General features: G+C 72.6%; 22 protein-coding genes. 13 read left to right on the top strand and 9 right to left on the bottom strand.

Translation table 11 applies throughout. From position 1 onward, the window contains the following. Positions 1 to 32 precede the first annotated feature (32 nt). From PV963_RS09665 to PV963_RS09655, 3 genes are all read right to left on the bottom strand, one after another. Positions 33 to 1673, bottom strand: coding sequence for a nickel transporter (locus PV963_RS09665; RefSeq protein ID WP_274815240.1), 1641 nt, complete (start codon positions 1671 to 1673; stop codon positions 33 to 35). Further along, positions 1670 to 3529, bottom strand: coding sequence for a tetratricopeptide repeat protein (locus PV963_RS09660; protein ID WP_274815239.1), 1860 nt, complete (start codon positions 3527 to 3529; stop codon positions 1670 to 1672). The genes PV963_RS09665 and PV963_RS09660 overlap by 4 nt, the downstream gene beginning before the upstream one ends. A gap of 105 nt (positions 3530 to 3634) precedes the next feature. Then, positions 3635 to 5167 carry a DUF4331 domain-containing protein gene (locus tag PV963_RS09655; RefSeq protein WP_274815238.1) on the bottom strand — a complete coding sequence of 511 codons (1533 nt, stop codon included), beginning with the start codon at positions 5165 to 5167 and terminating at the stop codon, positions 3635 to 3637. A 227-nt stretch (positions 5168 to 5394) separates the two neighbouring features. Here PV963_RS09655 and PV963_RS09650 point away from each other — a divergent pair, with 227 nt between their 5' ends. The 3 genes from PV963_RS09650 to PV963_RS09640 all read left to right on the top strand — a co-directional run bounded on the left by PV963_RS09650 (position 5395) and on the right by PV963_RS09640 (position 7142). After that, positions 5395 to 5937, top strand: coding sequence for a sigma-70 family RNA polymerase sigma factor (locus tag PV963_RS09650; protein WP_167537312.1), 543 nt, complete (start codon positions 5395 to 5397; stop codon positions 5935 to 5937). After that, on the top strand, positions 5934 to 6749 hold the full coding sequence (locus tag PV963_RS09645) for an anti-sigma factor (protein WP_274815237.1): 816 nt from the start codon (positions 5934 to 5936) through the stop codon (positions 6747 to 6749). The genes PV963_RS09650 and PV963_RS09645 overlap by 4 nt, the downstream gene beginning before the upstream one ends. A 126-nt stretch (positions 6750 to 6875) precedes the next feature. Beyond that, a complete protein-coding gene (locus tag PV963_RS09640) occupies positions 6876 to 7142 on the top strand; it encodes a hypothetical protein (protein WP_086841716.1) in 267 nt (88 codons plus the stop codon). A 182-nt stretch (positions 7143 to 7324) separates the two neighbouring features. On the opposite strand, the gene PV963_RS09635 is transcribed toward PV963_RS09640, so the two are convergent. Further along, positions 7325 to 8107: an ABC transporter permease gene (locus tag PV963_RS09635; protein WP_274815236.1), complete on the bottom strand. Its 783-nt coding sequence runs from the start codon at positions 8105 to 8107 to the stop codon at positions 7325 to 7327. Then, the gene (locus PV963_RS09630) at positions 8104 to 9084 is read right to left on the bottom strand and encodes an ATP-binding cassette domain-containing protein (protein ID WP_274815235.1); all 981 of its coding nucleotides are present in this window, start codon (positions 9082 to 9084) and stop codon (positions 8104 to 8106) included. The genes PV963_RS09635 and PV963_RS09630 overlap by 4 nt, the downstream gene beginning before the upstream one ends. 63 nt (positions 9085 to 9147) lie before the next feature. On the opposite strand from PV963_RS09630, the gene PV963_RS09625 reads away from it, so the two are divergent. Continuing rightward, positions 9148 to 9864, top strand: coding sequence for a TetR/AcrR family transcriptional regulator (locus tag PV963_RS09625; protein WP_274815234.1), 717 nt, complete (start codon positions 9148 to 9150; stop codon positions 9862 to 9864). Here the strand turns inward: PV963_RS09625 and PV963_RS09620 are convergent. Genes PV963_RS09620 through hmgA form a run of 3 tightly spaced genes read right to left on the bottom strand, consistent with a single transcriptional unit; the run spans position 9861 to position 13173 of the window. After that, positions 9861 to 11018 carry a type ISP restriction/modification enzyme gene (locus PV963_RS09620; RefSeq protein WP_274815233.1) on the bottom strand — a complete coding sequence of 386 codons (1158 nt, stop codon included), beginning with the start codon at positions 11016 to 11018 and terminating at the stop codon, positions 9861 to 9863. The two genes, PV963_RS09625 and PV963_RS09620, sit on opposite strands and share 4 nt — an antisense overlap. Before the next feature lie 26 nt (positions 11019 to 11044). Continuing rightward, complete coding sequence (locus PV963_RS09615; protein ID WP_274815232.1) at positions 11045 to 11794, bottom strand: GntR family transcriptional regulator; 750 nt, start codon at positions 11792 to 11794, stop codon at positions 11045 to 11047. A 26-nt stretch (positions 11795 to 11820) separates the two neighbouring features. Next, positions 11821 to 13173 carry a homogentisate 1,2-dioxygenase gene (gene hmgA, locus PV963_RS09610; protein ID WP_274815231.1) on the bottom strand — a complete coding sequence of 451 codons (1353 nt, stop codon included), beginning with the start codon at positions 13171 to 13173 and terminating at the stop codon, positions 11821 to 11823. Between the two features lie 161 nt (positions 13174 to 13334). On the opposite strand from hmgA, the gene PV963_RS09605 reads away from it, so the two are divergent. From PV963_RS09605 to PV963_RS09565, 9 genes are all read left to right on the top strand, one after another. Beyond that, positions 13335 to 13946, top strand: coding sequence for a hypothetical protein (locus tag PV963_RS09605; protein WP_274815230.1), 612 nt, complete (start codon positions 13335 to 13337; stop codon positions 13944 to 13946). Further along, positions 13943 to 14560, top strand: coding sequence for a TetR/AcrR family transcriptional regulator (locus PV963_RS09600; protein WP_274815229.1), 618 nt, complete (start codon positions 13943 to 13945; stop codon positions 14558 to 14560). Before PV963_RS09605 ends, PV963_RS09600 begins: the two co-directional genes overlap by 4 nt. Positions 14561 to 14653: 93 nt before the next feature. Then, positions 14654 to 16921 carry a molybdopterin oxidoreductase family protein gene (locus PV963_RS09595; protein WP_274815228.1) on the top strand — a complete coding sequence of 756 codons (2268 nt, stop codon included), beginning with the start codon at positions 14654 to 14656 and terminating at the stop codon, positions 16919 to 16921. Between the two features lie 99 nt (positions 16922 to 17020). Then, positions 17021 to 18463, top strand: a complete 1443-nt coding sequence (locus PV963_RS09590; protein ID WP_342456376.1) for a CitMHS family transporter — start codon at positions 17021 to 17023, stop codon at positions 18461 to 18463. Between the two features lie 22 nt (positions 18464 to 18485). Then, entirely contained in the window at positions 18486 to 19721 is a 1236-nt protein-coding gene (locus PV963_RS09585) for an MFS transporter (RefSeq protein ID WP_274815226.1), read from the top strand. 355 nt (positions 19722 to 20076) lie between these two features. Next, positions 20077 to 21417, top strand: a complete 1341-nt coding sequence (locus PV963_RS09580) for an ABC transporter ATP-binding protein (protein WP_274815225.1) — start codon at positions 20077 to 20079, stop codon at positions 21415 to 21417. 138 nt (positions 21418 to 21555) lie between these two features. Next, complete coding sequence (locus PV963_RS09575) at positions 21556 to 22944, top strand: aldehyde dehydrogenase family protein (protein WP_274815224.1); 1389 nt, start codon at positions 21556 to 21558, stop codon at positions 22942 to 22944. A 16-nt stretch (positions 22945 to 22960) separates the two neighbouring features. Then, a complete protein-coding gene (locus tag PV963_RS09570; RefSeq protein ID WP_274815223.1) occupies positions 22961 to 24043 on the top strand; it encodes a Zn-dependent alcohol dehydrogenase in 1083 nt (360 codons plus the stop codon). A 193-nt stretch (positions 24044 to 24236) separates the two neighbouring features. Then, positions 24237 to 25607, top strand: coding sequence for an MFS transporter (locus PV963_RS09565; protein WP_274815222.1), 1371 nt, complete (start codon positions 24237 to 24239; stop codon positions 25605 to 25607). Here PV963_RS09565 and PV963_RS09560 read toward each other — a convergent pair. Then, positions 25596 to 26558, bottom strand: a complete 963-nt coding sequence (locus PV963_RS09560; RefSeq protein ID WP_274815221.1) for a DMT family transporter — start codon at positions 26556 to 26558, stop codon at positions 25596 to 25598. The two genes, PV963_RS09565 and PV963_RS09560, sit on opposite strands and share 12 nt — an antisense overlap. Between the last annotated feature and the right edge of the window lie 32 nt (positions 26559 to 26590).

The following is a 26590-nucleotide window of genomic DNA, read 5'->3' as shown; positions in this document are numbered from 1 at the left end:
CCCATGACGTCGGATTTCCTCACGAACGTAACTCAGCCCAGCGCGGATGCCGCCCCCTTGAACACCAGTCCGGCCCCGAGTACCACCACGGCGAGGGCCGAGCCGAGCGGCGCGGTCCGGCGTACCAGGGCCGCCATCGGGCCCGCCGTCCAGCGGGGGCGCCGGTCCAGGAGCCGGGTCATGCCACTGCCCGCCTTGACGACGGCGTACCCGGCGGCCGTGAGGGTGAGCGCGAGCCCGACGCCGTACGCGACGACCAGCAGCAGACCGAACCAGGCCTGCCCGAGGGCCGCGGCACCGACGAGCACCACCACGGCGGACGGGCTGGGCACGAGCCCGCCCGCGAAGCCCATGAGGATCGTGCCGCGGAGGGTGGGGGCGACGGGGTGGGAGTGGGTGAACCCGCCGTGGGTGTGCTCGACCGTGTGGGGGTGGGAGTGGGGGCGGGCGTGGTCGTGCGGGTGGTCGTGATCGTGGTGGCGGTGGTCGTGGTGGCGGTGGTCGTGATCGTGGTGGCGGTGGTCGTGGTCGTGGTGGTGGTGATCGTGCGCGTGGGTGTGGCCGTGGCCGTGGCTCTCGTCGTCGTGTGTGTGGGTGTGGCCCCCGGGGCCGTGGTGGTGGGGGTGCGCGCGGCTGCGCAGGGCCCGGCGGACCAGGCTCGCGCCCGCCAGGGTCACCAGGATCCCGCTGGCGACGCCGAGCCAGGCGATCACCGAGGGGGCCGCCGCCGAACCGGCCGTGACCAGGAGGCCCAGGGCGACCACGCCCAGGGTGTGGGTGACCGTCACCGAGGCGGCCATGGGCAGGACGTCCTTCATCCGGGCCTGGCCGCCCCGGGCCGCCGCCGTCGCGGCCATGATGGTCTTGCCGTGGCCCGGGGCGAGCGCGTGCATCGCGCCGAGGACGACGGCGATGAGCAGGGCCAGCGCGGCGAAGCCCGCGGTGAGGTCGTGCCGGGCGACCAGGTCGTCCAGGGCCCGCGTCCAGCGGTCGGCGCCGCGCGGCAGCACGGAGGCGGCGGGGGCGTCCGACTCCTCCTCGGCCAGGGCCGCACCGCCGGGGCGCACGCGCAGGGCGGCGGCCGCGGTGTCGGCCGGAGAGGAGAGCAACTCCTCGGGGTAGCGGGTCAGTTCGGCCGATATCGACTTCTCCGGTACGTCCGACCCGGTGAGCGTCATACGGTCGCCCCGCGCCGTGATCTCCCGCCAGCCCGGGCCGGAGGAGGCGCCCGCGCCACGGAAGCCGAGGGACACGGTCTCCTCGTCCGACGTGCCGGACGGCAGGGGAGCGGTCAGCTCGCACTCCACACGGAGGGTGTCGAGCCCCGCCTGCCCGGGCCGCACGCGCGCGTGGCTGCGCTCGGCGGTGAGCGGGGTGCCGCGGCCGTCGACGGTGAGCCTGCTGTCCGCGGCGGCCGCGGCGCACCGCTCGCGGGCCCACAGGGTGATGCCCAGTCGCTCGATGTCGGGTCCCGCCTGGGTCGCCGGGATCTCGGCGAGGTCCTCGACGTGGTGGACCCGGAGTTCGCCGGGGGCGGCGACCAGACCGTCGTAGCGGTTGACGGTGAAGTTGCCCAGCGGGTGGGCGCTCGCCGCACCGGCGGGCAGCAGGGTGAGCGCGCAGGCGGCCGTGAGGACGGCGGCGCCGGACGCGAACAGGCGGCGCGGGGTCACCGGGTCCCCTCCAGGTCCTTGAGCGCGGTGCGGGCCTCGCGGGCGCCGAGCGGCGAGAAGCCGGGGTTCAGGTCGAGCGCGGCCTTCAGGTGGTCGCGGGCCTCGCGGTCGTTCCCGGTGGCGCGTTCGATGATGCCGCGGTGGTAGAGGAAGCCGGCGTTGCGGTAGCCGGTGGCGGTGGCGCGGCGGGCGTACGGCAGGGCCTCCTCGTCGCGGCCGTTGACGTGCAGGGCCCAGGCCAGGGCGTCGGCGGTGTGCACGCTGTGCCGGCGGTTCCACTCGGCGCGGGCGGCGCGCAGGGCCTCCTTCTTGTCGCCGTGGTCGGCGGCGGCCATGGCCGAGTCGAGGTCGGCGTTGACACCGCCCGCGCGGGCGAGGGACGTCCAGGCGTCGACGAGGGCGTACTGGTCGCCGGCCTTCGCCCGGTCGCCGTCGGTACCGCGGTCCTCGTACAGCTCGCCGAGGGCGACGAGCGGGCCGGGCAGCGGGAAGCGGGCGACGACCTGTTCCAGTCCCTCGACGGCGGCCGCCCGCTCGCCGTTCGCGGCCTGGGCGCGGGCGCGGCCCTCCAGGGCGGGGAGGTAGGCCTCGTCGGCGGCGAGGGCACGGGCGTAGTGGCCGAGGGCCGTCTTGTACTCGCCCTGGTTCCAGGCGAGCTGGCCGAGGGAGGTGGCGACGTACGCGATGTCGGCGGGCGAGTCGGCGGCCTCCAGGGCGCGCTCCAGCACGTCACGCGCCGCACGGACGTCGCCGCGCAGCTCCTTCACGTACGCGTACCGCGTGAACACGGGCACCCCGGGCCGCCTGTCGTCGGCGGTGCCGGCCGCCTCGGCGGCGTCCTCGTACCGGCCGAGTTCGACGAGGGCGTCGATACGCGTGCACAGGGCGCGTTCGTTGTAGGGGTTCTGCTTCAGGGCCCGGTCGGCGTCCTTCAGCGCGCCGGTGAAGTCGTGCCGGGCGGCGGCGAGGGCGGCACGGCCGGCGAGGGCCTGGTCGTTACCGGGGTCGAGCTCCAGGGACCGCTTCAGCGCGCGCTCGGCCTGCGGATAGCGCGAGGGGTCGCCGTTCGTCCGGGCCTGTTCGACGTAGGCGGTCCCGAGGGTGGCCCAGCTGCCGAAGTCCCTGGGCTGGGCGCGAAGATGCTGCTGCAGGGACCCGATCCCCGAGTCGAGATCCCCCCGGGCCAGCACGCCGGCTGCCGGCGCCCCGGCGGACACGGCCTCGACACCGGCCCCCGCACGGCCGCCCCCCGTACCCCCGAAGGCGATGGCCCCACCGGTCAGCGCGACGGCCAGCAGCGCGGCACAGCCTGCCAGATGAGCAGCCCGCCAACGCCGCCCGCCATCGGCGGCCCGCCGCACGGCGGCCACGCGTTCGTCGACGCCGGCGTCGTTCTCGGGGTCGGCGTGGGGGCGGGGCGCGCTCTCGGCGCCGGCGTTGTCCTCGTGCCCGGGGGGAGGGTCGGGGCTGCGCCCGTCAGGTTTGCCTTCGGCGGCGGGTTCGGTCTCGGCGCCGGGACGGTCGTGGGTGCCGGGCGTGCTCTCGGCATCGGGGCCGGTGCCGTGCGCGGCGTGAGCCTTCATGCCGGGGGAGTCCGCACCTGCCGTGCCCACCGCCCCAGGGGCCGGGGCGGTGTCGTGCCCGCCCCCTGCCGCGCCGGCTGGGTCCGGGCGCGGCCCGTCGCCCGCTTCGGCAGTCGAGCCCTCATCCTGCCCCGCCTCCACCCCGGCGTCGCCGCCCGTGCCGGCTCGCCCCTGCCCCCGCAGCACCGACGGCTCTGAGTCGGTCTCCGGGCCGGGGTGCGGCTGGTCGTCGTCGCGCCTCTCCGGTGCGCTGTCCGTCGTACGCGGAGGCATGACCTCTCCTCGGTCGGGTGTGCTGGTGCTGGGGTGGGCGGCGCGGCCCGTGCCGTGGGGGACGGTGGGGAAACGGGCCGCGCCTGTCGGTGGGAGCGGAGCGGGTCAGTACGCCCGGTTCCGCATGCGGCGCCACCACATGAGGGCCGCGCCGATCAGGACGATGCCGCCCGCCCCGGCCCCGGCGGACGCGGCGATCAGGCGCATGTCGTCCGAGCCCTGGGCACCGGCCGGCTGGAGCGCGTCGCCGAGCTGGCTGCGGACGTCGTTGCCGCCCTCCACGCCCTTGGCGAGCGGGCCGCGCGAACCCTCCGTCGGCAGCGCGACGTACGGGAAGGCCTTCTCGAACTTCTTGTCGTTCTTGTCGACCGCGTCACCCAGGTCGTTCTTCGCGCCCAGCAGCTCGCCCTCGACGACCTGGAGCGAGGCGTCGATCACGTCGTCCGTCAGCCGCCGACCGTTCGGGAAGCCCGCGTTGTCGCCGTCCAGGACACCCAGCCGCTTGGGCTTGGCGGCCGGCTTGATCGATGTGTTGAGACGCAGCTGCTCCGACGGCGTCACGTGCGGCGGCTGGTTGAGGTCCTTGACGCCCTTGAGGAAAACGTCGACCAGGTCGTTGCGCGGCTCGTCGGGCGCCGGGATCTTGTAGATCGCCTCGATGAGCTTGGGCAGCTCCGGGTTGGTGACGTTCTGAAGGAACTGCGCGTCGTCCCGCGGCGCGGACGCGTTGAACTTGTCCTTGTCCTTCAGCGGGTTGACGACCTCGTTCACCAGCGGGTTGCCGAGGCGCGAGACCTGCGCGAAGTAGCCCTGGGCGTTCTTGCGCTGGGTCGTCGACCAGATGCCGACGACCGGCTGGTCGTGCGACTGGGTGATGAAGCTGTTGGGGACCTGGAGGGCGATCGTGTTGACGTTGTAGCCCTTGAGTGTGTCGTTGCCGACCTCGGAGAGGTTCCCGCCGTACAGCAGGTCGAAGACCCTGAGGTCCAGGAAGAACGGGTCGTCGGCCTGCCCGGCGAACGTCTGGGCGCCCCCGGCGAGCTTGTGGATCGCCTGCTTGCGCAGCGTGTTGTAGTCCGGCATCGACGCCTTGCCGACGTTCGACGGCGCCACCGGCACGTCGTCGGCGACCTTGGTCTTCGACACCGCCTTCAGATCGCGCAGTTTGATCAGTTCGAGGTCGTACGTCTGCGTGATGTTGAGGTCGGGGTCGTCGAGGCTCTCGACCGGACCCGTGTTGTACAGGAACGTCTTGTCGTTCTTCGTGTGCGTCTTGAACGTGTACCGGAACAGCAGGTCTTCCTGCGCGTCACCGTCGCTGTCGATGCGCAGGTCGTACTGGGCGTCCTCGGCGAACGTGAAGAAGTTCGGTCCGCCGGCCGGTTCCTCGAAGGGGATCCAGTTCGCGACGATGGTCGTCGTGTCCGGCTTGTCCGGGCTGACGAACGCGTACACGTCGGTGTTGTCGTACTGCGGGGTCCCAGAGATCAGCGGGGCCTCGCGGTGACTGGAGGCGGAGGCCGCCTCAGGTTCCAGCGCGGTCACACCGGCGGCTGCGAGCCCGCCGGCGGCCAGCGCACCACAGATCGCGGTCGCGATGCTCCTGCGTCCCGCACCGGTCCTGGAGAAAGGTGTCATGCCGTCCGTCCTCAGTGCCAACTTGCCTGACACACGCCATTCGGAGCGGTCGGCGAAGCGGATTGGTCGAATCTCAAACGTTCTTACGGCGCGTCGGGGAAGTTGTTTCATCGCCGGGCGACCCGCGTTTTCGGCGCGCTGATCCGTAACCCCATCCGGAGGTGTGTGCGTTGCGAATGCCTCGTATGAGGGGACAGGCCCGATGCGGCCTGGGAGAGGGGGACCGAGTGGAGGCGGACGAGCTGCTGCTGCGCGTGGCGGGCGGCGACCAGCAGGCCTTCGAGGACTTGTACGGGCTGGTGTCCGGCCCGGTGTTCGGGCTCGTACGGCGAGTGGTGCGCGACCCCGCCCAGTCGGAGGAGGTGGCTCAGGAGGTGCTGCTCGAACTGTGGCGCTCGGCCGCGAAGTTCGACCCGGGCCGGGGCAGCGCGATGTCGTGGATCCTCACCCTCGCCCACCGCCGTGCCGTCGACCGGGTGCGCAGCGCCCGCGCGGCCGGCGAGCGTGAGCAGCGGGAGGCCTGGCGCGCCCACCACCCGGCCTTCGACCAGGTCACCGAGGAGGTCGAGGCGGGACTCGAACGCGAGTGGGTACGCGTCTGCCTGGACCGCCTCACCGACCTCCAGCGCCAGTCCGTCACCCTCGCCTACTACGAGGGCTACACCTACCGTGAGGTGGCAGAGCGGCTCTCCCTGCCGCTGGGTACCGTCAAGACGCGGATGCGCGACGGGCTGACCCGGATGCGCGAGTGCCTGGGAGGCGTGGCATGAGTCTCTTCCGCCGCGAGGACCCGCACTCGCTCGCCGCGCCCTACGCGCTCGACGCCCTGGAACCCCCGGAGCGGGTCCGCTTCGAGAAGCACCTCAGGGACTGCGGCCGCTGCGCCGCCGAGGTGCGCGCCCTGTCCGAGGACGCCGTCCGGCTCGCCTGGTCCGCGGCCGCCCCGCCCCCCGCCGCCCTGCGCGACCGGGTCATGGCCGCCGTACGGACGACTCCGCAGGACCCGGCGCCGCAGGACACGGCACGCGAGCCGGCCCGCGTGCGTGCGCCGCAGCTGCCGCCGCACGTGTGGGGCACCCAGCCGCCGCCGCAGCGACAGCGGCGCCGGATCCCGCTGTTCGTGCCCTTCGCCACGGCCACCGCCGCCGCGGCTCTCGTCGTCGCCTCGCTGTTCGCGGTGCAGGCGAACCGCACCCAGGACCAGCTGACCGCCGAGCGGGACCGGTCACGTGAGATCGCCCACGTTCTCGCGGCTCCGGACGCCCGTGCGAGCAGCGGCCGGGACGGGCGGGGCGGAACCATCGGAGTGATCGCTTCCGCCTCGGAGGGGAGCGCGGTGGTCACCCTCGGCGGATACGGTGCCCCGCCGGGCGGCCGAGTGCACCAGTTGTGGCTCATGCGCCCGGGCGCGCAACCACGCTCCCTGGGGCTCTTCGAAGGCGACACGCCCCTGGTCGCGACGGATCTCGGCACCTCCGCGACGTCACTGGCCGTAACCGTCGAGCCCGGCGGCGGATCGCCGCAGCCCACCACCCAGCCGATCGTCCAACTCGCCCTGAAATCTGTTGGATTCGGAGAGTAATCGGGGATACATCGTCAACCTCCTTGTGGGGAAGGTGAATCCTGTGACCGCGATACACGAGTGCCCGGACGGGGCGATAGGGTTAACCTGCCCGGGCCGGGTGGACTCGTACGGGTGGGGAGTGACATGGAACAGATAACAGTGCGCAGCAGGGCGAGGGTCCCTGCGATCACCTGCGGGAGCAGCGCGACCAGTTCGCGCCTCGACCGCCACCTCTCGGTGCTGGGTGGTCCTGCCGTCCCGCAGCGGGAGACGGTCGAGGCGACCTCGCTGATGCGCGAACTGACCGCGCGTCAACCGCAGGACCGCAGTGGCAGGGGAGCGCGCGTGCGCCGCGTCTCGCTCTTCGCACCACTGCGCCGACTGCGCCGCTCGCTGTTCGGCGGCAAGTAGGGGCTCGCGCTCGGGCGGTCACACCGCTCCTGGCACAACGCTGCGCACTCGTCGTCCGTCATCCCCACGGCACGCAGCAGCGCCAGGTGTGTACCCGAGCGCGGCCCGCCCCCAGTCGGTGCCTCATCCCCGCCCGGCAGTGACCGGGGGCATCGTCCGGCTACGGTGTTCCGGCCGCCCCTTCACCTCTCCCCGTGCGCGTACTGACGCACGGCCAGCGGCACGAACACCCCGAGCAGCACGGCGCACCACAGCAGCGACCCCGCGACGGGGTGGGCCACCGGCCAGGCCGCTCCGTCGGGCACAGGGGCGTTGCCGAACAGGTCGCGCAGGGCCGTCGCCACCGCGCTGATCGGATTCCACTCGGCGGCCGTCCGCAGCCACCCCGGCAGTCCGCTCGTCGGAATGTAGGCGCTGGACAGCAGCGGCAGCAGGAAGGTCGCCCCGCCCAGCTGACCGGCCGCCTCCTCGTTCCGGGTGAGCAGGCCGAGGTAGATCCCGGCCCAGGTGCAGGCGAAGCGGAACAGCATCAGCAGCCCGACGGCCCCCGCCGCTGCGAGCGGGCCGCCCTCGACCCGCCAGCCCACCGCGAGCCCCACCAGCAGGAAGGGCACCGTCCCGACGGCCGTGACCACCACGTCCGCGGCGGCCTGTCCCAGCGGAACGGCCGCCCGGCTCATCGGCAGCGTACGAAAGCGGTTCGTCACGCCCCGGTGCGTGTCCTGGGCCGCCTGGAACATGCCGGTCATGATCCCGCCCGCGGCGGTCGCCACCAGCAGGCCCGGCACGAGGAACGCCCGGTACGCCTCGCCCGGCATCGCCAGGGCGCTGCCGAAGACGTAGCCGAAGAACAGCAGCATGCTGATCGGCATCGTCTGGGTGAGGATCAGCAGCCCCGGGTTGTTCCGCATCCGCAGCAGCTGGCGGCCCAGCATCGCGGTCCCGTCGTACGCCAGCATGCTCATGCGGCACGCTCCTTCTCGCCGGTCGTGGTCGTGGTCGTGCTTGTGGTCGTGGTGGCCGTGAGGCGCAGGAAGACGTCGTCGAGGGTCGGTGGCCGCAGGCTCACGTCGAGCAGCGGCACGCCCGCCGAGTCCAGCGTGCGAACGAGCAGCGGGAGGGTGAGCGTCGGGTCCTTGGCGACCGCGCCGACGGCGTTCCGCTCGTGGTCGAACGACGGCTGCGCGCCGGTGAGCCGGTCGAGGACGGCCGCCGCCTTCGTGAGCGCGTCCGCGTCCGACACGACGACCTCGGCGTGTGCCCCGACGAGCGCCTTGAGCTGCGCCGGCGACCCGGTGTGCGCGACCCGGCCCCGGTCCACCAGGGCGATGTCGTCGGCGAGTTGGTCGGCCTCCTGAAGGTACTGGGTGGTCAGGAGCACGGTCGTGCCCTCGGCGGTCAGGTCGCGCACCGCGTCCCAGATGAGGTTGCGGCTGGCCGGGTCGAGGCCGGTCGTCGGCTCGTCCAGGAACAGCACCTCGGGGCGGCGGATCAGGCTCGCCGCCAGGTCCAGCCGGCGCCGCATACCGCCGGAGTAGGTGGAGGCGGGCCGGTCGGCGGCCTCGGCCAGCCCGAAGCGGTCGAGGAGCTCCGCGGTCCGGCCGGCAGGGCCGCGCACCCGGTGCAGCCTGCCGAACAGCAGCAGGTTCTGACGTCCGGTGAGATCCCCGTCGATCGACGTGTCCTGCCCGGTGACACCGATCCGGCTCCGTACGGCGGCGGCCTCCCGGGTGAGGTCGTGCCCGGCGACCCGTGCGGAGCCCGCGTCCGGCCGCAACAGCGTGGTCAGCAGCCGTACGGCCGTGGTCTTGCCCGCCCCGTTCGGCCCGAGGACCCCGCACACCGTCCCCTCGGTCACCGCGAGATCCAGCCCGCGCAGGGCACGGACCTCCCCGAACCGCTTCTCCAGACCCTCACTAAGTACAGCGTACGTAGAAGTCATGGCATGACCATAGCGCACTACGTACGGTGTACGTAACTAGGATGGAGGCCGAGGTGATGACCGATGGCGGGCCGAGCGGCCGTACCCGAAGTGATCTGGGCGCGCCCCGAGCGCACCGGCCGTGGGCCGAAACCGGCGTTCACCCGCGCCGACATCGCGGCGGCGGCGGTGCGGATCGCCGACGCCGAGGGGCTGGACGCGGTGTCCATGCGGCACGTCGCGGCGGAACTGGGCTGCGGCACGATGTCGCTGTACAACTACGTCCCCCGCAAGGAGGACCTGTACGAGCTGATGGTGGACGCCGTCGGTGCCGAGCACGAGTTGTTCGAGCCCACGGGCGACTGGCGCGCCGACATGCTCCGCAACGCGCAGGAGACGCGGGCCATCATGTACCGCCACACCTGGGTGCCGCGCGTGATGTCAGGGCTGTTCGGCTTCAGCCCCAACACCCTGCGCTACCTGGAGCACTGCCTGGCCTGCCTCGAACCGCTCGACGCTCCCGCCGGCACCAAGACGGAGCTGATCGCACTGCTCAACGGGGTCGTGACGACGTACACCGCGAACGACATCGCGACCGTCGAGCGCACCCGCTCCATGCCGTGGTCCGAGGAGGAGGAGAACGCGGTCCGGATGGCCTATCTGGGCAGCCAGGTGGCCACCGGCGCGTATCCGCGACTGGCCGCGGCCTTCATGGAGCAGAGCGGGCCGGTCGATCTGGAGGCGGTGTTCAGACGGGCCCTCGAACGCGTACTGGACGCCTACGATCCCGACCTGCGCTAGAGCAGCGCGAGTTGCCCCTCCGGGCCCTCCTCGGGGTCGTCCAGCACCGAGGCCGGGCGGCGGGCCGACGCCGGTACCGGGAGGACGCCGGCCTCGCGCAGCTCGGTCGTCGTGATCGGGTCGGGGATCGTCGGCTCCTCCAGCGGGCGCAGTTCGGCCAGCAGGGCCAGGACCGTGATCAGTTCCAGCAGCTCCGACGTCCAGGTCTGGGGCCATGTGGCGGGGCGGATCGCCGCGAGTGTGCCAGGCTCGGCCTCGGCGACGCGCGCCGTGAACCACTGCTCCAGGACGCGCACCCCGCCCACCTCGAAGTCCCATGCCTCCGGCGGCACCGGGGAGATGCGGCCCTCGTCCAGCAGGAGAGCCTCCTCGTCCCTGTCGTAGCGCAGGGTCAGGGGGCGGGAGGGCAGCGGGGCGCGGACGTAGGGGCGGCGGCCGCCGGGGAGCTTGGGGCGTTCGCCGTCGCGGCGCATCAGCCACAGCAGCCGGTGGCCCAGCTCCAGGCCTCGTGCCCAGGCGCCGACGTCCCCGGTGAGCGGGACGGAGAGGTCCGGGCGGGCCGTCGCCGTGATCCAGGCCAGTACGTCCAGGGGTGTGGGGGCGCCGCCCAGGCGAGCGGCCAGGTGGGCGAGCAGACCGGGAGCCAGGTTCGCCTCCTGCCCGTCCGGCCGCCGGAACAGCGGGCGGATCCGGCCGGGGCGGAGCAGCGGGAGCAGGGAGGTGACGAGCAGGCGCGGGGCGCGGGCCTCGGGCGCCTCCAGCACGAAGACCTGCCGTTCGTCCGCCACCCGCCACAGCTCCGGGCGGGCCGCGTCGATCAGCCGCTGGTCGGGGATCAGCCACTGCTCGTCGAAGGGGGCGTACAGCACGCGCACCGGCTCCGGGCACGGCCCCGAGGCGCGCGCCAGCTTCTGGGTGCCGCTGCCGGCCCGGCCGGGCAACTGGCCGACCGCCGTGTGCGGCGTGCGTGAGCGGGTCGGCTCGAACAGGGTCTCGCGGTCGGGTCCCTCGGCCTTCATCAGGGCGTCCCAGCGGGCCTTCAGGGACGCCGCGTCGGGGCCCGCCGGCCACCCCCGGCCGAGCCGCGGCGGTGCGACGGACCACGGCATGAGGTCCGCCAGCAGCGGAGCGTCGTCGTGCGTCACGCAGGGCATCGTACGGTGTGGCTCCGACACACGGGTCAGGTCGCGTCCAGGGTCACCGTGAAGGAGAAGCGGTCCCCCCGGTACTGGATGACGGCCACGTCCACAGGCCGCCCGCCGGCGTCGTACGTGACCCCCGTGTAGTGCAGGATCGGGCTGAGCAGCGGCACTTGGAGCAGTTTCGCGGTCTCCGGGTCGGCCAGGCGGGCCTCCACCGTGTCCGTGATGCGGCTGATGTCAGCTCCGACGGCATCCCGCAGCACCTTGGTCATGGGCCACCGGACCAGGTCGTCCAGGTCGATGCGCGCGGCCAGTTCGGGACGCACGTAGTTGCGGGCGTGGTTGGTCGGCTCACCGGTCTTCTCGTCGCTGCGCAGCCGGTGGTACGTGGCCACCTCGGGCAGATCCGGGAAGAACTCGGCGAGTTCGGCCGGCACCGGGGCGGTGCCGTGGTCCAGCAGTTCGGTCGTCATGCCCGACTGCTGGGCCACGATCGCGTCCACCGAGCCGAGCAGACGGACCGGCGAACCCCGGCGCGCGTGCGGCTCGATGAACGTGCCGCGCCGGCGGTGACGCGAGATGAGCCCCTCGTCCTCCAGCTCCTTCAGCGCCTGCCGCATGGTCAGCACGCTCACGCCGTAGTGCCCGGCCAGCTGCTCCTCGGTGGGCAGGCGCAGCGGGTCCTGGGGCGAGCGGCCGAGGATCGAGGCACGCAGTGACTGCGACACCTGATACCAGAGCGGCAGCTTGCGGTTCAGGACGATCGAGTCCGGGGCGAAGGAGGTCACGGGCCATCCGTACCGGTCGGGGCTGTTCAGTGCAAGGGACGGAAGTGCCGCTCCAGGCCCTGCCAGACGTCGTCGTAGCGCTGCTGGAGGTGTTCGGCGCGGGCCGCCTGCGGTGTGAGGGCGATCGGCCAGCGCGTCTCGAACATGAACGCCAGGCCGTCGTCGATCTTCTGCGGCCTCAGCTCGGCGGCGCTCGCCCGGTCGAAGGTCTCCCGGTCCGGGCCGTGCGCCGACATCATGTTGTGCAGCGAGCCGCCGCCCGGCACAAACCCTTCCGCTTTCGCGTCGTACGCGCCCTCGATCAGGCCCATGTACTCGGTCATCACGTTCCGGTGGAAGTACGGCGGCCGGAACGTGTCCTCGCCCACCAGCCAGCGCGGGGCGAACACCACGAAGTCGACCCCGGCCAGACCCGGGGTGTCCGACGGGGACGTCAGCACCGTGAAGATCGACGGGTCCGGGTGGTCGTACGTGATGGTGCCGAGCACATTGAAACGGCGAAGGTCGTATGCGTACGGCACATGGTTGCCGTGCCAGGCGACGACATCGAGCGGGGAGTGGTCGTAGGTGGCCGTCCACAGGTTGCCGCAGAACTTGTTCACCACCTCCACCGGGCCCTCGACGTCCTCGTACGCGGCGACCGGGGCGCGGAAGTCCCGGGGGTTGGCGAGGCCGTTCGCGCCGATCGGGCCGAGGTCGGGCAGACGGAAGGGCGCACCGTAGTTCTCGCACACATAGCCGCGGGCGGACGCGTCCAGCAGCTCCACACGGAAGCGGACCCCACGCGGGACGAGCGCCACATGGCCCGGCTCCACATGGAGCAGACCGAACTCCGTGCGCAGCAGCAGCCCGCCGCGCTCCGGGACGATCAGCAGCTCGCCGTCGGCGTCGCTGAACACCCGGTCCATCGAGGCGTTGGCGGTGTAGAGGTGGACGGCGATGCCGGTGCGCTGGGTGGCGTCGCCGTTGCCGCCCAGGGTCCACAGGCCGGCCAGGAAGTCGGTCTCGGGCGCCGGGTCGGGGAGCGGGTTCCAGCGCAGGCGGTTGGGGTCGGGCACGGTCTGGGTGAAGGGGGCGGTGCGGATCGAGCCGTTGTGGGTGCGGGTGAACGCCGGGTGCGCGGCCGACGGGCGGATCCGGTACAGCCACGAGCGGCGGTTGTGGGCCCGGGGCTCGGTGAAGGCCGTACCGCTGAGCTGTTCCGCGTACAGCCCGAGCGGGGCCCGCTGGGGCGAGTTGCGGCCCTGAGGCAGTGCGCCCGGGACGGCCTCGGAGCTGTGCTCGTTGCCGAAGCCGGAGAGATAGGTCAGCCCTTCGGCGGTCTTCCGCGCTCCCCCACGCTCGAACACGCTCGCGCGGGAGGTACCCCCATCGCCCATGATCCCTGCTCCCTTGCATCCGATTCCTATGCAGTACCGTAGGATTGCGTTTTCCCCAGCGCAAGGGGGACACGTGCCCCGCGTGCCCTCCTTCCGGCGGATGACCGGAACCCGACTCCAGGACGATCCGCGCTGCCGGACGCGCGTTCTACGCTCCCGGCATGTCGTGTACACGGGGACCTCTGGCCGTGCTCGCGGTCTGTGTCCTCCTCGTGGCCGGATCCGCGGGCTGCGGCTCCAGTGTCGAGCGGGAGCGGGGCGGCGGGGCGTCGCCCACACCGGTGGGCAGGCTGCTGGAGGACCGGGACGACGAGGGGCGGCCCTACCGGGAGGCGGGGCAGGAGGACGCCCCCGGCGTCGGCATCGAGGTGCAGCCCGGCGCGGCCGACGGCTGGGACGTGCGCCTGACCCTGCGGAACTTCCGTTTCTCGCCGGCCGGCGCGGCGGCCGGGGCGGTGGCCGGACGCGGCCTCGCGCACCTCTATGTGGACGGCCGCCTCGTCGCCCGGCTCCGCGCCCCCGGGTACCGCCTCGCCGGCCGGCTCGTACCGCGCGGCACGCACCAGGTGACGGCCCGCCTCTACGCCGACGACGGCACCGTATGGGTGGTGGACGGCGAACCCGTGGAGAGCACGGCCGACATCACCGCGTCGGAGCCGGGCCCGGCCACGACGCCGAGCGTGAACGCCCGGCGCAAGGCGCGGGCCCGTGCGACGACCCGGTCACCTACCGGGGGGCGAGGTTCACCGGACCGCGCCGGAAAGGCATCATGAAGCCCGTGCCCCACGCGACATCACTCCGTCGTGCGCCCGTGCAGCGGCGCAGTGCCGAACGCCTGACCAGGATCCTCGACGCCTGCGCCGACCTCCTAGACGAGGTCGGCTACGACGCCCTGAGCACCCGTGCCGTCGCCGAGCGGGCCGCAGTGCCCATCGGTTCGGTCTACCGCTTCTTCGGCAACAAGCGCCAGATGGTCGACGCGCTGGCCCAGCGCAACCTCGAGCGCTACTCGGAGCGGATCACCCAGCGCCTGCGGGAGGCGGGTGACGGGGGCTGGCGCGAGGCCATGGACGCCGTGCTCGACGAGTACCTGGAGATGAAGCGCACCGCGCCCGGCTTCTCCCTCGTCGACTTCGGCAACCAGATCCCGGTCGGCGCCCGCCAGGCCGAACCCAACCACCGCGTCGCCGACCGCCTCACCGAGCTCCTCTCCGGCTACCTCGACCGCGAGCCGGACGACGACCTGCGCCGGGTGTTCCTCATCGCCGTCGAAACCGCCGACACCCTCGTTCATCTGGCCTTCCGCGTCGCACCCGAGGGGGACCGGAAGATCATCGAGGAGGCCCGGGAGATGCTGCGGGCCTATCTGGCCCGGGTGCTCGACTGACTCACCCCGGGTGAGGCCTCCCCACCGTGCATACCGGTCGGTATGCTCGGGCGGGTCCGTGCGTCACCGTAGCCGCCGCCCCCGGGAGGACCCGTGTCCCGCACCGCCCTGCGTATCTGCCCCCTGTGCGAGGCCACCTGCGGCCTGACCCTCACCATCGAGGGGACGCGTGTCACCCACGCCCGCGGTGACCGCGACGACGTGTTCAGCAAGGGGTTCGTCTGCCCCAAGGGCGCCTCCTTCGGGGCCGTCGACGCCGACCCCGACCGGCTGCGCGCCCCGCTCGTGCGCAGGGACGGCGAGCTGCGCGAGGCCACCTGGGAGGAGGCCTTCGACGCGGTCGCCGCCGGCATCCGGCCCGTCGTGGAGCGGTACGGCCCGAACTCCGTCGGCGTCGTCCTCGGCAACCCCAACGTGCACACCATGGCCGGCGCCCTCTACCCGCCGGTGCTGCTCGCCGGGCTCGGCACCCGCAGCGTCTTCACCGCCTCCACGGTCGACCAGATGCCCAAGCACGTCTCCAGCGGACTGCTCTTCGGCGACGCGAACGCCATCCCCGTGCCCGACCTGGACCACACCGACCACCTGCTCCTGATCGGCGCCAACCCGCTGGAGTCCAACGGCAGTCTGTGCACGGCCCCCGACTTCCCCGGCAAACTCAAGGCCCTCAAGGCCCGTGGCGGCACGCTCGTCGTGATCGACCCGCGGCGCACCCGCACCGCGAAGCTCGCCGACCGGCACATCGCCGTGCGGCCCGGCACCGACGCGCTGCTGCTGGCGGCGATGGCCCAGGTGCTCTTCGACGAGGGCCTGACCGACCCGACCCCGCACGTGCAGGGCGTCGAGGACGTGGCCGACGCCCTGCGGGAGTTCACCCCCGAAGCCGTCGCCGCCGCCTGCGATGTCGAGGCCGGCGTCATCCGCACCCTCGCCCGCGAGCTCGCCGCCGCCCCCACCGCCGCCGTCTACGGCCGCATCGGCAGCTGCACCGTGCCGCACGGCACCCTGGCCAGCTGGCTCGTCGACGTCCTGAACATCCTCACCGGCAACCTCGACCGGCCCGGCGGGGCGCTCTTCCCGCAGGCCGCCACCGACAAGACCCCGCGCCCCGCCGGACCCGGCCGCGGCTTCGCCCTCGGGCGCTGGCACTCCCGCGTGAGCCGGCACCCGGAGGCCAAGGGCGAACTGCCCCTCTCCGCCCTCGCGGAGGAGATCGACACCGCCACCGAGGAGGGCGAGCCGGTGCGCGCGCTGCTGGCCGTCGCCGCCAACCCCGTGCTCTCCGCACCCGACGGCGACCGGCTCGACAAGGCGCTCGACTCGCTCGACTTCATGGTCAGCGTCGACCCGTACCTCAACGAGACCGCACGCCACGCCGACGTCGTCCTGCCCCCGCCCCCGCCCTCCCAGAGCCCGCACCACGACTTCGCCTTCAACACCCTCGCCGTCCGCAACCAGGTCCGCTACACCCGCCCCGCGATCCCCCTGGAGCCGGGCCGGATGGCCGAGACGGAGATCCTGGCCCGGCTGATCCTCGCCGTGACCGGCATGCACGGGGCCGATCCCGCCGCCGTCGACCAGATGGTCATCGACCAGACCCTGGGCAAGGCGGTCGAGGAACCGCACTCGCCCGTGCACGGCCGTGACCCCCGCGAACTCGCCGCGCAGCTCACCGGTGACACCGGACCCGAGCGACGGCTGGACATGATGCTGCGCCTCGGCCCCTACGGCGACGGCTTCGGCGTACGAGCCGACGGACTGACCCTGGAGAAGTTGCTCGCGCATCCGCACGGCATCGACCTCGGCCCGCTGCGCCCCCGGCTGCCGCAGCCGCTGAAGACCAGGAGCGGCAAGGTGGAGCTGCTGCCGCGGCCGATCGCGGACGACCTGCCCCGCCTGAAGCGCGCCCTGGCCGAACGCCCCGACGGACTCGTCCTGGTGGGCCGCCGTCACCTCCGCTCGAACAACAGCTGGATGCACAACGTGCCCGCCCTCACTGGCGGCTCCAACCGCTGCACCCTGCACATCCACCCCGAGGACGCCGAACGGCTGGGCGTGCGCGACGGGGCGCCGGTGCGGGTGAAGGGCGCCGGGGGAGAGGTGACCGCACCGGCCGAGGTCACGGACGAGGTGCGCCGGGGTGTGGTGAGCCTGCCGCACGGCTGGGGCCACGACCGCCCCGGCACCCGCCTCAGCCACGCCGCGACCGACCCCGGGGTCAACGTCAACCAGCTCCTCGACGGCCGTCTGCTCGACCCGCTGTCGGGCAACGCGGTCCTCAACTCAGTGCCCGTCGAGATCGCCCCCGAGACGGCCCCCGGATGCGCATCCGTGACCGAAAAGCTCATGCCTCTGACCTGAGCAAAGCTGTGACCAGCAGTTTTGCGCTTATTGCTCGCGCGTCAACGTCTTGTTAACGCTGCTTGAACGCACCTAACGTCTCGGACACCGCCGGCCCTGGTGGGATGTTCAAGGGCGAACGTTAGGTATCCACTCATGCTGACCATCCTCGGCTTCGCCATGATCGCGACCTTCCTGGTCCTGATCATGATGAAGAAGATGTCGCCGATCGCGGCGCTCGTGCTGATTCCCGCGCTGTTCTGCGTGTTCGTCGGCAAGGGCGCCAAGCTCGGCGACTACGTCCTCGACGGCGTGACCGACCTCGCCCCCACTGCGGCGATGCTCATGTTCGCGATCGTCTACTTCGGTGTGATGATCGATGTCGGTCTCTTCGATCCGATCGTCCGCGGGATCCTCAAATTCTGCAAAGCCGACCCGATGCGGATCGTCGTCGGCACCGCCGTGCTCGCCGCGATCGTGTCGCTGGACGGTGACGGCTCGACCACCTTCATGATCACCGTCTCGGCGATGTACCCGCTGTACAAGCGCCTGAAGATGAGCCTGGTCGTGATGACCGGTGTCGCCGCCATGGCCAACGGCGTGATGAACACCCTCCCCTGGGGCGGTCCGACCGCCCGCGCCGCGACCGCGCTCAAGCTCGACGCCAGCGACATCTTCGTCCCGATGATCCCGGCGCTCCTGGTGGGCCTGCTGTTCGTCTTCGTCCTCTCCTACGTCCTCGGTGTGCGTGAGCGCCGGCGGCTGGGCGTGCTGACGCTGGACGAGGTGCTGGTGGAGGAGAAGGAGACCGAGACCGTCCTCGTGGGCGCCGGCGGTTCCGGCGACGGCAAGGTCTCCATGCGCAAGAGCGTCACGGGCGGCGCGGGTTCCGGCACGGACGCCGACGAGCAGGGCGACGACTTCCAGGGCCTCGACCCCCACCGCGCCACGCTGCGCCCCAAGCTGTACTGGTTCAACGCGCTGCTCACGGTCGGTCTGCTCACCGCCATGATCATGGAGGTGCTGCCGATCCCGGTGCTGTTCCTGCTCGGCGCCGCGCTCGTGCTCACCGTCAACTTCCCGCACATCCCGGACCAGAAGGCCCGCATCGCCGCCCACGCCGAGAACGTCCTGAATGTCTCCGGCATGGTCTTCGCTGCCGCCGTCTTCACCGGCGTCCTGCAGGGCACCGGCATGGTCGACCACATGGCCAAGTGGATGGTGGACGTCATCCCCGGCAGCATGGGCCCGCACATGGCCCTCGTCACCGGCATCCTCAGCCTCCCGCTCACCTACTTCATGTCGAACGACGGCTTCTACTTCGGTGTCCTGCCCGTCCTCGCGGAGGCGGGCGCCGCGCACGGTGTCTCCCCGCTGGAGATGGCCCGCGCCTCGCTCGTCGGCCAGCCGCTGCACATGTCCAGCCCGCTGGTCCCGGCCGTGTACGTCCTGGTCGGCATGGCCAAGGTGGAGTTCGGCGACCACACGAAGTTCGTCGTGAAGTGGGCCGCCCTCACCTGTCTGGTCATCCTCGGGGCGGGCATGCTCTTCGGGATCATCTGACCACCGTATGGAGGACGTCATCGTGAGGCCCGGTGGGAACCGCGGCTGGCTGCTCCGCCTCGTCATCGCCTTCAGCTTCGCGCAGGGGGCGGTGTCGATGGCCCGGCCCGCCGTCTCCTACCGGGCCCTCGCGCTGGGCGCGGACGAGCGTGCGGTCGGTGTCATCGCCGGTGTGTACGCGCTGCTGCCGCTGTTCGCCGCCGTACCCCTGGGCCGCCGAACCGACCACGGTCGCTGCGCGCCCCTGCTGCCCGTCGGCGTGGTCCTCATATCCGGCGGCTGCGCGCTCAGCGGCGTCGCGAACTCCCTGTGGGCCATGGCCCTGTGGAGCGGCGTGATGGGCCTCGGCCACCTCTGCTTCGTCATCGGCTCCCAGTCCCTCGTCGCCCGCCAGTCCGCGGCGCACGAACAGGACCGGAATTTCGGCCACTTCACCATCGGCGCCGCGCTCGGCCAGCTGGTCGGCCCCATCGCCGCGGGCGCGGTGATCGGCGGCGACGACATGACGGGCACCAGCGCGCTCGCCCTGATCGTGGCGGGTGCGATCGGGGCGGCCGCGTTCACGTCGCTGTGGCGCATCGAGCACCGTCGCACGGCGGCCACGTCCCGCGCGGAGAAGGGCGACCGCGTCCCGGTCCGGCGCATCCTGCGCACCCGGGGCGTGCCGGCCGGCATCCTCATCAGCCTCGCCGTGCTGTCCGCGACCGACATCCTCACCGCCTACCTTCCGGTGGTCGGCGAGCACCGTGGCATCGCGCCGTCCGTGATCGGCCTCCTGCTCAGCCTGCGAGCGGCGGCCACCATCGCGTGCCGCCTGGTGCTGACGCCCCTGCTGCGGCTGCTGGGCCGCACCGTGCTGCTCACGGTGACGTGTCTGCTGGCGGCCCTGCTGTGCGCGGGCATCGCCCTGCCGATGCCGGTGTGGGCGCTCGGCCTGCTGCTGGTGCTGCTCGGCTTCTGCCTCGGCGTCGGGCAGCCGCTGTCGATGACGACGGTCGTCCAGGCCGCCCCCGACGAGGCCCGTTCCACGGCCCTGGCCCTGCGCCTGACCGGTAACCGGCTGGGCCAGGTCGCCGCGCCCGCCGCGGCCGGGCTGATCGCCGGGGTCGCGGGGGTGGCGGCGCCGTTCGTGATGCTCGGGGTGCTGTTGCTGCTGTCCTCGGGGGTTGCCGTGCGGTCGCGGGGGGAGCCGGGTGCGGCGGCATCGGGTCAAGCCCGCCGGGCGAGGGTGCGGCTGCGCCGGAAGAGCGATATCTGACGAGTCGTAGGGCGATTCGGCTCGGGCGGTTTCTGTTTCTGCCGCTGTGGCTGGGCGTGGCAAGGGTCCTGCTGCGGCGCTGGGGGCTTGGCGCGGGGCCGGGTCGGGTCCGCTGCTGCTGGCGACCGTGGTCTTCGCCCACCTCACCGGCATCCGCTGACCCCGGGCGGCCCGGCCGTGGCCGAATCAGGCCGTCCGCCTTCTTACCAGCTGGACCAAAACCCCGGATTCCGCCCCGTGTCTTCCCCAACCCGCGCACATTCCGTTAACTTCCGTGACCCACAGCCCCGTACGACCCGCACGAGGCTTCCGACCGCGGAGCACCAGCGCCCTGATGACCCCTCGGGGGCACCTCATGACACGCGCCATCTCCCTGCACGACGTGAGCAAGGCCTACACGCGAGGCGCCCGCGTGGTGGACCGGCTGTCGCTGGACATCGCACCCGGCGAGTTCCTCGTCCTGCTCGGCCCGTCCGGCTGCGGCAAGTCGACCGTGCTCAGGATGATCGCCGGTCTGGAGGAGATCGACGAGGGCGAGCTGCTGCTCGACGGCGAGTACGCCAACGACCTGCCGCCGTCCGGGCGGGACATGGCGATGGTCTTCCAGAACTTCGCCCTCTACCCGAACATGACCGGCCGCGCCAACATCGGTTTCCCGCTGCGCATCGAGGCCCCGGGCACGGACCCCGCCCCACGCGTGGACGCCACCGCCCGCATGCTGGGCATCGAGGACCTCCTCGACCGCCTGCCCGCCCAGCTCTCCGGCGGTGAACGCCAGCGGGTCGCCATGGGCCGGGCCATCGCCCGCCACCCCTCGGCCTTCCTGATGGACGAGCCGCTGTCCAACCTCGACGCCAAACTCCGCACCCACCTGCGGGCCGAGATCTCCCAGCTCACCCGCGAGCTGGGCATCACCACGGTCTACGTCACCCACGACCAGTCCGAGGCCATGTCGCTCGGCGACCGGGTCGCCGTGCTGCGCGGCGGCGTGCTCCAGCAGGTCGACAGCCCGCGTGCCGTCTACGCGCTGCCCAGCAACGTCTTCGTCGCCGCCTTCATCGGCACCCCGCGCATCAACCTGCTGCGCGGCCTGGTGCGCGCCCCGCTGGAGGGCGCGATGACCATCAGCCTGGGCAAGCAGTTCCTGCGCCTGCCCGAGCCGCTCTCCCTGGACCACCAGCTGCTGCGCGTCCAGCAGGGCCGCGAGGTCATCGTGGGCCTGCGCTCGGAAGCCATCCGCATCGCCAAACACTCCGCGGCCCGCCCCGGCGAGGTGCCGATCACCGGCCTGGTCGAGCACGTGGAGTTCCAGGGGCACGAGATCCTCGTCCACTTCAACACCGGCTCCAGCCCCGCCGTCGTCCCGGAACTGGAGGCCCCGCGTCCGCGCCCCGGCCGCCCCGCCCGGCGCCGCCGCCGCGAGGGCTCGGTCATCGAGCGCCTGCGGGAGCGGGCCGTCGCCGGGCGCGCGGGCCCTGTCGTGACCCTGGACCACCCCGAGGAATGGCGACCCGGCCTCGCGACCGCCGAACCCCGCCTGCCCGGCGACCTCATCGTGCGCACCACCCCGGACCTGGCCCTCCGCCACGGCATGCAGGTGCCGCTCCTCGTCGACCTCGCCCATCTCTTCGTCTTCGACCAGCACGGCGACCGCATCTGCCCGCACCCGGCGCGCCTGCCCGATCTGGAGGCGTGAGGAGCCGCACATCCGGGCGGGGCCCGCTCCGTGCTGTGATGACCGGGATCACGGGATCACCGTGACGTCTGGCGCCGGAAAACTATCGTCGCTAGTTTATGTGCCGGACGACGACGCCCCGCCCCGGAGGAATGCGCGATGAAGGCACACGACGGCATGTACATCGGGGGCGCCTGGCGCCCCGCCGCCGGCCACGACGTGATCGAGGTCGTGAACCCGGTCGACGAGCAGGTCATCGGCACGGTCCCGGCCGGCACCGCCGAGGACGTCGACGCCGCCGTACGGGCCGCCCGTGCCGCTCTGCCGGAGTGGGCCGCGACCCCGCCCGCCGAGCGCGCGGCGCGCCTTGCCGCCCTCCGGGACGTGCTCGTGGCCCGCGCGGACGAGATCGCCGAGACCGTCACCGCCGAACTGGGCTCGCCCCTGAAGTTCTCGCAGGCCGTCCACGCGGCCGTGCCGATCGCGGTCGCGGGCTCCTACGCCGAGCTGGCGGCCACGTACGCCTTCGAGGAGAGGACCGGCAACTCGGTCGTGCACCACGAGCCGGTCGGCGTCGTGGCGGCGATCACGCCCTGGAACTATCCCCTGCACCAGATCGTCGCCAAGGTCGCCCCGGCCCTCGCGGCCGGCTGCACGGTCGTCGTGAAGCCCGCCGAGGACACCCCGCTGGTCGCCCGCCTGTTCGCGGACGCCGTACACGAGGCGGGCGTCCCGGCGGGCGTCTTCAACCTGGTCACCGGCCTCGGCCCGGTCGCCGGCCAGGCCCTCGCCGAGCACCCCGGCGTCGACCTGGTCTCCTTCACCGGCTCCACCGCCGTCGGCCGGCACATCGCCGCGATCGCCGCAGGACAGATCAAGAAGGTCGCCCTCGAACTCGGCGGCAAGTCCGCCAACGTCATCCTCCCGACCGCCGACCTGGCCAAGGCGGTCAACGTCGGGGTCGCCAACGTCATGTCCAACTCCGGGCAGACGTGCAGCGCCTGGACGCGGATGCTGGTCCACCGCGACCAGTATGACGAGGCGGTGGAGCTCGCCGCGACGGCCGCCGCCAAGTACGGCGAGCGCATCGGACCGGTCGTCAACGCCAAGCAGCGGGCACGTGTGCGCGGCTACATCGAGAAGGGCGTCGCCGAAGGCGCCCGCCTGGTCGCCGGCGGCCCCGAAGCCCCGCGCGAGAAGGGCTACTTCGTCAGCCCGACCGTCTTCGCCGACGTCACCTGGGACATGACCATCGCGCAGGAGGAGATCTTCGGCCCCGTCCTGTCGATCCTCCGCTACGACGACGAGGAGGACGCCCTGCGGATCGCCAACGGCACGGTCTACGGCCTGGCCGGCGCCGTCTGGGCCGGGGACGAGGCCGAGGCGGTGGCCTTCGCACGCCGGATGGAGACCGGCCAGGTCGACATCAACGGCGGCCGCTTCAACCCCCTCGCCCCCTTCGGCGGCTACAAGCAGTCGGGCGTGGGCCGCGAACTCGGCGTGCACGGCCTGGCCGAGTACCTCCAGACCAAGTCCCTCCAGTTCTAGGGGAGTCCCTTCCGTCATGGCTGTCCGCGCCGCCGTCCTGCCCGCCGTCGGCTCCCCGCTGGAGATCACCGGCATCGACCTGCCCGACCCCGGACCGGGCCAGGTCCGCGTCCGGCTCGCCGCCGCCGGGGTCTGCCACTCCGACCTGTCCCTGTCCAACGGCACCATGCGCGTCCCGGTCCCGGCCGTCCTCGGCCACGAGGGCGCCGGCACGGTCGTCGCCGCCGGCGAGGGCGTCACCCACGTCGCGCCCGGCGACGGGGTCGTCCTCAACTGGGCCCCGTCCTGCGGCACCTGCCACGCCTGCTCGCTCGGCGAGGTCTGGCTGTGCGCCAACGCCCTCAACGGCGCCGCCGACGTCTACGCCCGCACCACCGAGGGCACCGACCTCCATCCCGGCCTGAACGTCGGCGCGTTCGCCGAGGAGACCGTGGTGTCCGCGGCGTGCGTCCTGCCCGCCCCGGACGGCATCCCGCTCACCGACGCGGCCCTCCTCGGCTGCGCCGTCCTGACCGGCTACGGCGCCGTCCACCACTCGGCCCAGGTCCGGCCCGGTGAGACGGTCGCGGTGTTCGGCGTCGGGGGAGTGGGGCTCGCCGCCCTCCAGGCCGCCCGGATCGCTGGCGCCTCGAAGATCGTCGCGGTGGACGTGTCCGCAGAGAAGGAGGAGCTGGCCCGGGCGGCCGGCGCCACCGACTACGTCCTCGCCTCCGAGAACACCGCCCGCGAGATCCGCGCCCTCACCGGCAGGCAGGGCGTCGACGTCGCCGTCGAGTGCGCCGGCCGCGCGGTCTCCATCCGCACGGCCTGGGACTCCACCCGTCGCGGCGGCCGCACCACGGTCGTCGGCATCGGCGGCAAGGACCAGCAGGTCACCTTCAACGCCCTGGAGATCTTCCACTGGGGCCGCACCCTGACCGGCTGCGTCTACGGCAACTCCAACCCCGCGGAGGACCTCCCGGTACTGGCCGGACACGTCCGGGCGGGCCGTCTGGACCTGAGCGCCCTGGTCACCGAACGCATCTCCCTGGACGGCATCCCGGCGGCCTTCGAGAACATGCTGGCGGGCAAGGGCGGCCGGGCACTGGTCGTCTTCTAGCCCGTTTCCCCCGGTGCCCCGGCCTCCGCGCGAGGCCGGGGCCTCAGGCGTGCCCGCACCCGTAGTCGGTGGCGCGTACAGGCAAAACTCCTGGTGTGCGACCCGTTGACGTCCATACCGTCCGGTCAGTACGTTCCCCGGAATCCGAGCCACCCCCCGGTTCCGTCCCCGCACCCACCGGAGCGTGCACCACATGGACACGGCCCCTTCCGCTCAGCCGCCCACCTCCACCGCGCCCGCCGTGGGCAACCGCCGCCGCGTAGCCACCGCCGCGGCCCTCGCCTCGGCCGTCGAGTGGTACGACTACTTCGTCTTCGGCATCGCCGCCGCCCTCGTCCTCGGCGACCTCTACTTCCCCGCCGGCAGCCCCACCGCCGGCGTACTGGCCTCTTTCGCCACGTTCGCCGTCGGCTTCCTCGCCCGCCCCCTCGGCGGCATCGTCGCCGGCCACCTCGGCGACAAGCGCGGCCGCAAGCCGATGCTGGTCCTCGCGCTGACGCTGATGGGCGTGGCCACCACCGGCATCGGCCTGCTGCCGACGTACGACACGATCGGCGTCGCCGCCCCGATCCTGCTCGTCCTGCTCCGCGTCGCACAGGGCGTCGCCGTCGGCGCCCAGTGGGGCGGCGCGATGCTCCTGGCCACCGAGTACGCCCCGGAGGGCAAGCGCGGCGTCTACGGCAGCGTCGTCCAGCTCGGCGTCCCCATCGGCGTGGTGACCGCCAACACCGTCTTCCTGGCCGCCGGCGCGCTCACCACCGACTCGGCGTTCGCGGCGTGGGGCTGGCGCGTGCCGTTCCTGGTCGGCCTGCTCGTGCTCGGCCTCGCCTGGTACATCCACACCCGCGTCGAGGAGACCCCGGCGTTCCGGGAGGCCGAGCGCGCCCTCGCCGAGCAGGAGAAGTCCGAGCAGAGCTCGCCGCTGCGCACGATCCTGCGCGGCCACCTCGGCACGGTGCTCCTCGCCGGCGGCTCCTTCACCGTGAACACCGCGACCTTCTACATCCTCATCACCGGCGTCCTCGACTACACGACCCGCGAGCTGGACATGGAGAAGGGCCCGGTGCTCCTGGTCTCGCTGTGCGTCAGCCTCACCCAGCTCGTGCTGATCCCGGCCGCCGCCGCGCTCTCCGACCGCATCGGCCGCATCCGGATCTACGCCTTCGGGGCGGCCGGCATCGCGCTGTGGGCCGTACCGCTCTTCCTGCTGATCGACACCGGCTCGCTGCTGTGGCTCGCGGTCGGCACGTTCGTCGCCAGCTGCTTCCTGAGCATCATGTACGGCCCCCAGGCCGCCCTGTTCGCCGAGCTGTTCACGCCCGAGATGCGCTACACCGGCGCCTCCCTCGGCTACCAGATCGCGGCCGTCGCCGGCGGCGGCCTCGCCCCCTTCGTCATGGTGCTGCTCCTGGAGGCCACGGGCACCTCGATGGCGGTGTCCGGCTACATCATCGCGCTCTCGGTGATCGCGCTGATCTCGATCAAGGTCCTCGCGGACCGGGCGCGCGCGGCGGAACCGGAGGCCGCGCCCGAGGCCAAGGCGGAAGCCGAGTCAGCGGGCTGAGTCCGAAGTCCGCTCGGGCCGGGGCTGCGCAACCGCTCCCGGAGCCCCGGCCCGAGCCGCCGCCCGCGACCGGGACACCGCGACACCCGCCAGGCACAGCACACCGCCGACCAGGGTGAGCAGCCCCGGCACCTCGCCGAGGAACAGCCAGGACATCAGGACGACCAGCGCGGGCGCCGCGTACGTCGTCGCGCCCATCCGGCTCGCGGTCGTCCGGGACAGGGCGTACGCCCACGTCGTGAAGGCGAGGGCGGTCGGGAAGACGCCCAGGTACACCATGTTGAGCGTCGCCGAGGCCGGTGCTTTCGCGGCCTCCTGGACGAGCTGCCCGGCGAACGGCAGGCAGACCACCGCGCCGACCAGGCAGCCGAACGTCGTCACCTGCAACGGACTCGCCGTGCCCAGCGCCGGCTTCTGCGCCACGACCCCGCCGGCGTACGTGACCGCCGCCAGCAGACACAGCACCACCCCGAGCACCGAGGCACCGCCCTCGCCCGACATCGAAAGACCCACGGTCACCGCACCGGCGAACGACACCGCCATCCCCGCCAGCAGCCGCGGCGGCATCGGATCACCGAGGAACCGGGCACCGAGCAGGGCGATGAGGATCGGCCCCGTGTTCACCACCAGGGCGGCCGTACCCGCGTCGACCTGCTGCTCGCCCCAGTTGAGGACGACCATGTAGACGCCGAACCACAGCAGGCCCGATATGGCGATCCCGCGCCAGGCCGAGCGCGGCGGCAAACCCTCCCGCCGCAGCAGACAGATCACCCCCAGCGTCAGCGCCCCGGCCAGCAGCCGCCCGAGCGCCAGCGCCCCCGGCGAGAACGCCTCGCCCGCGCTGCGGATCGACACGAAGGCGGACGCCCACAGCACGACGGTCACCGTGGCCGCCCCGGCGGCCAGCAGCTCCGCGCGGCGGTCGGGACGGGAGGAGGTGTTGTTCATCATGATCCCGAGGTTAGGAGGGGAGGGGAACGGAC

The organism is Streptomyces coeruleorubidus, assembly GCF_028885415.1.
Classification (GTDB): Bacteria; Actinomycetota; Actinomycetes; order Streptomycetales; family Streptomycetaceae; genus Streptomyces; species Streptomyces coeruleorubidus_A.
The sequence above is the reverse complement of the archived record's forward strand: the minus strand, read 5'-3'. Positions and strand labels throughout refer to the sequence as shown.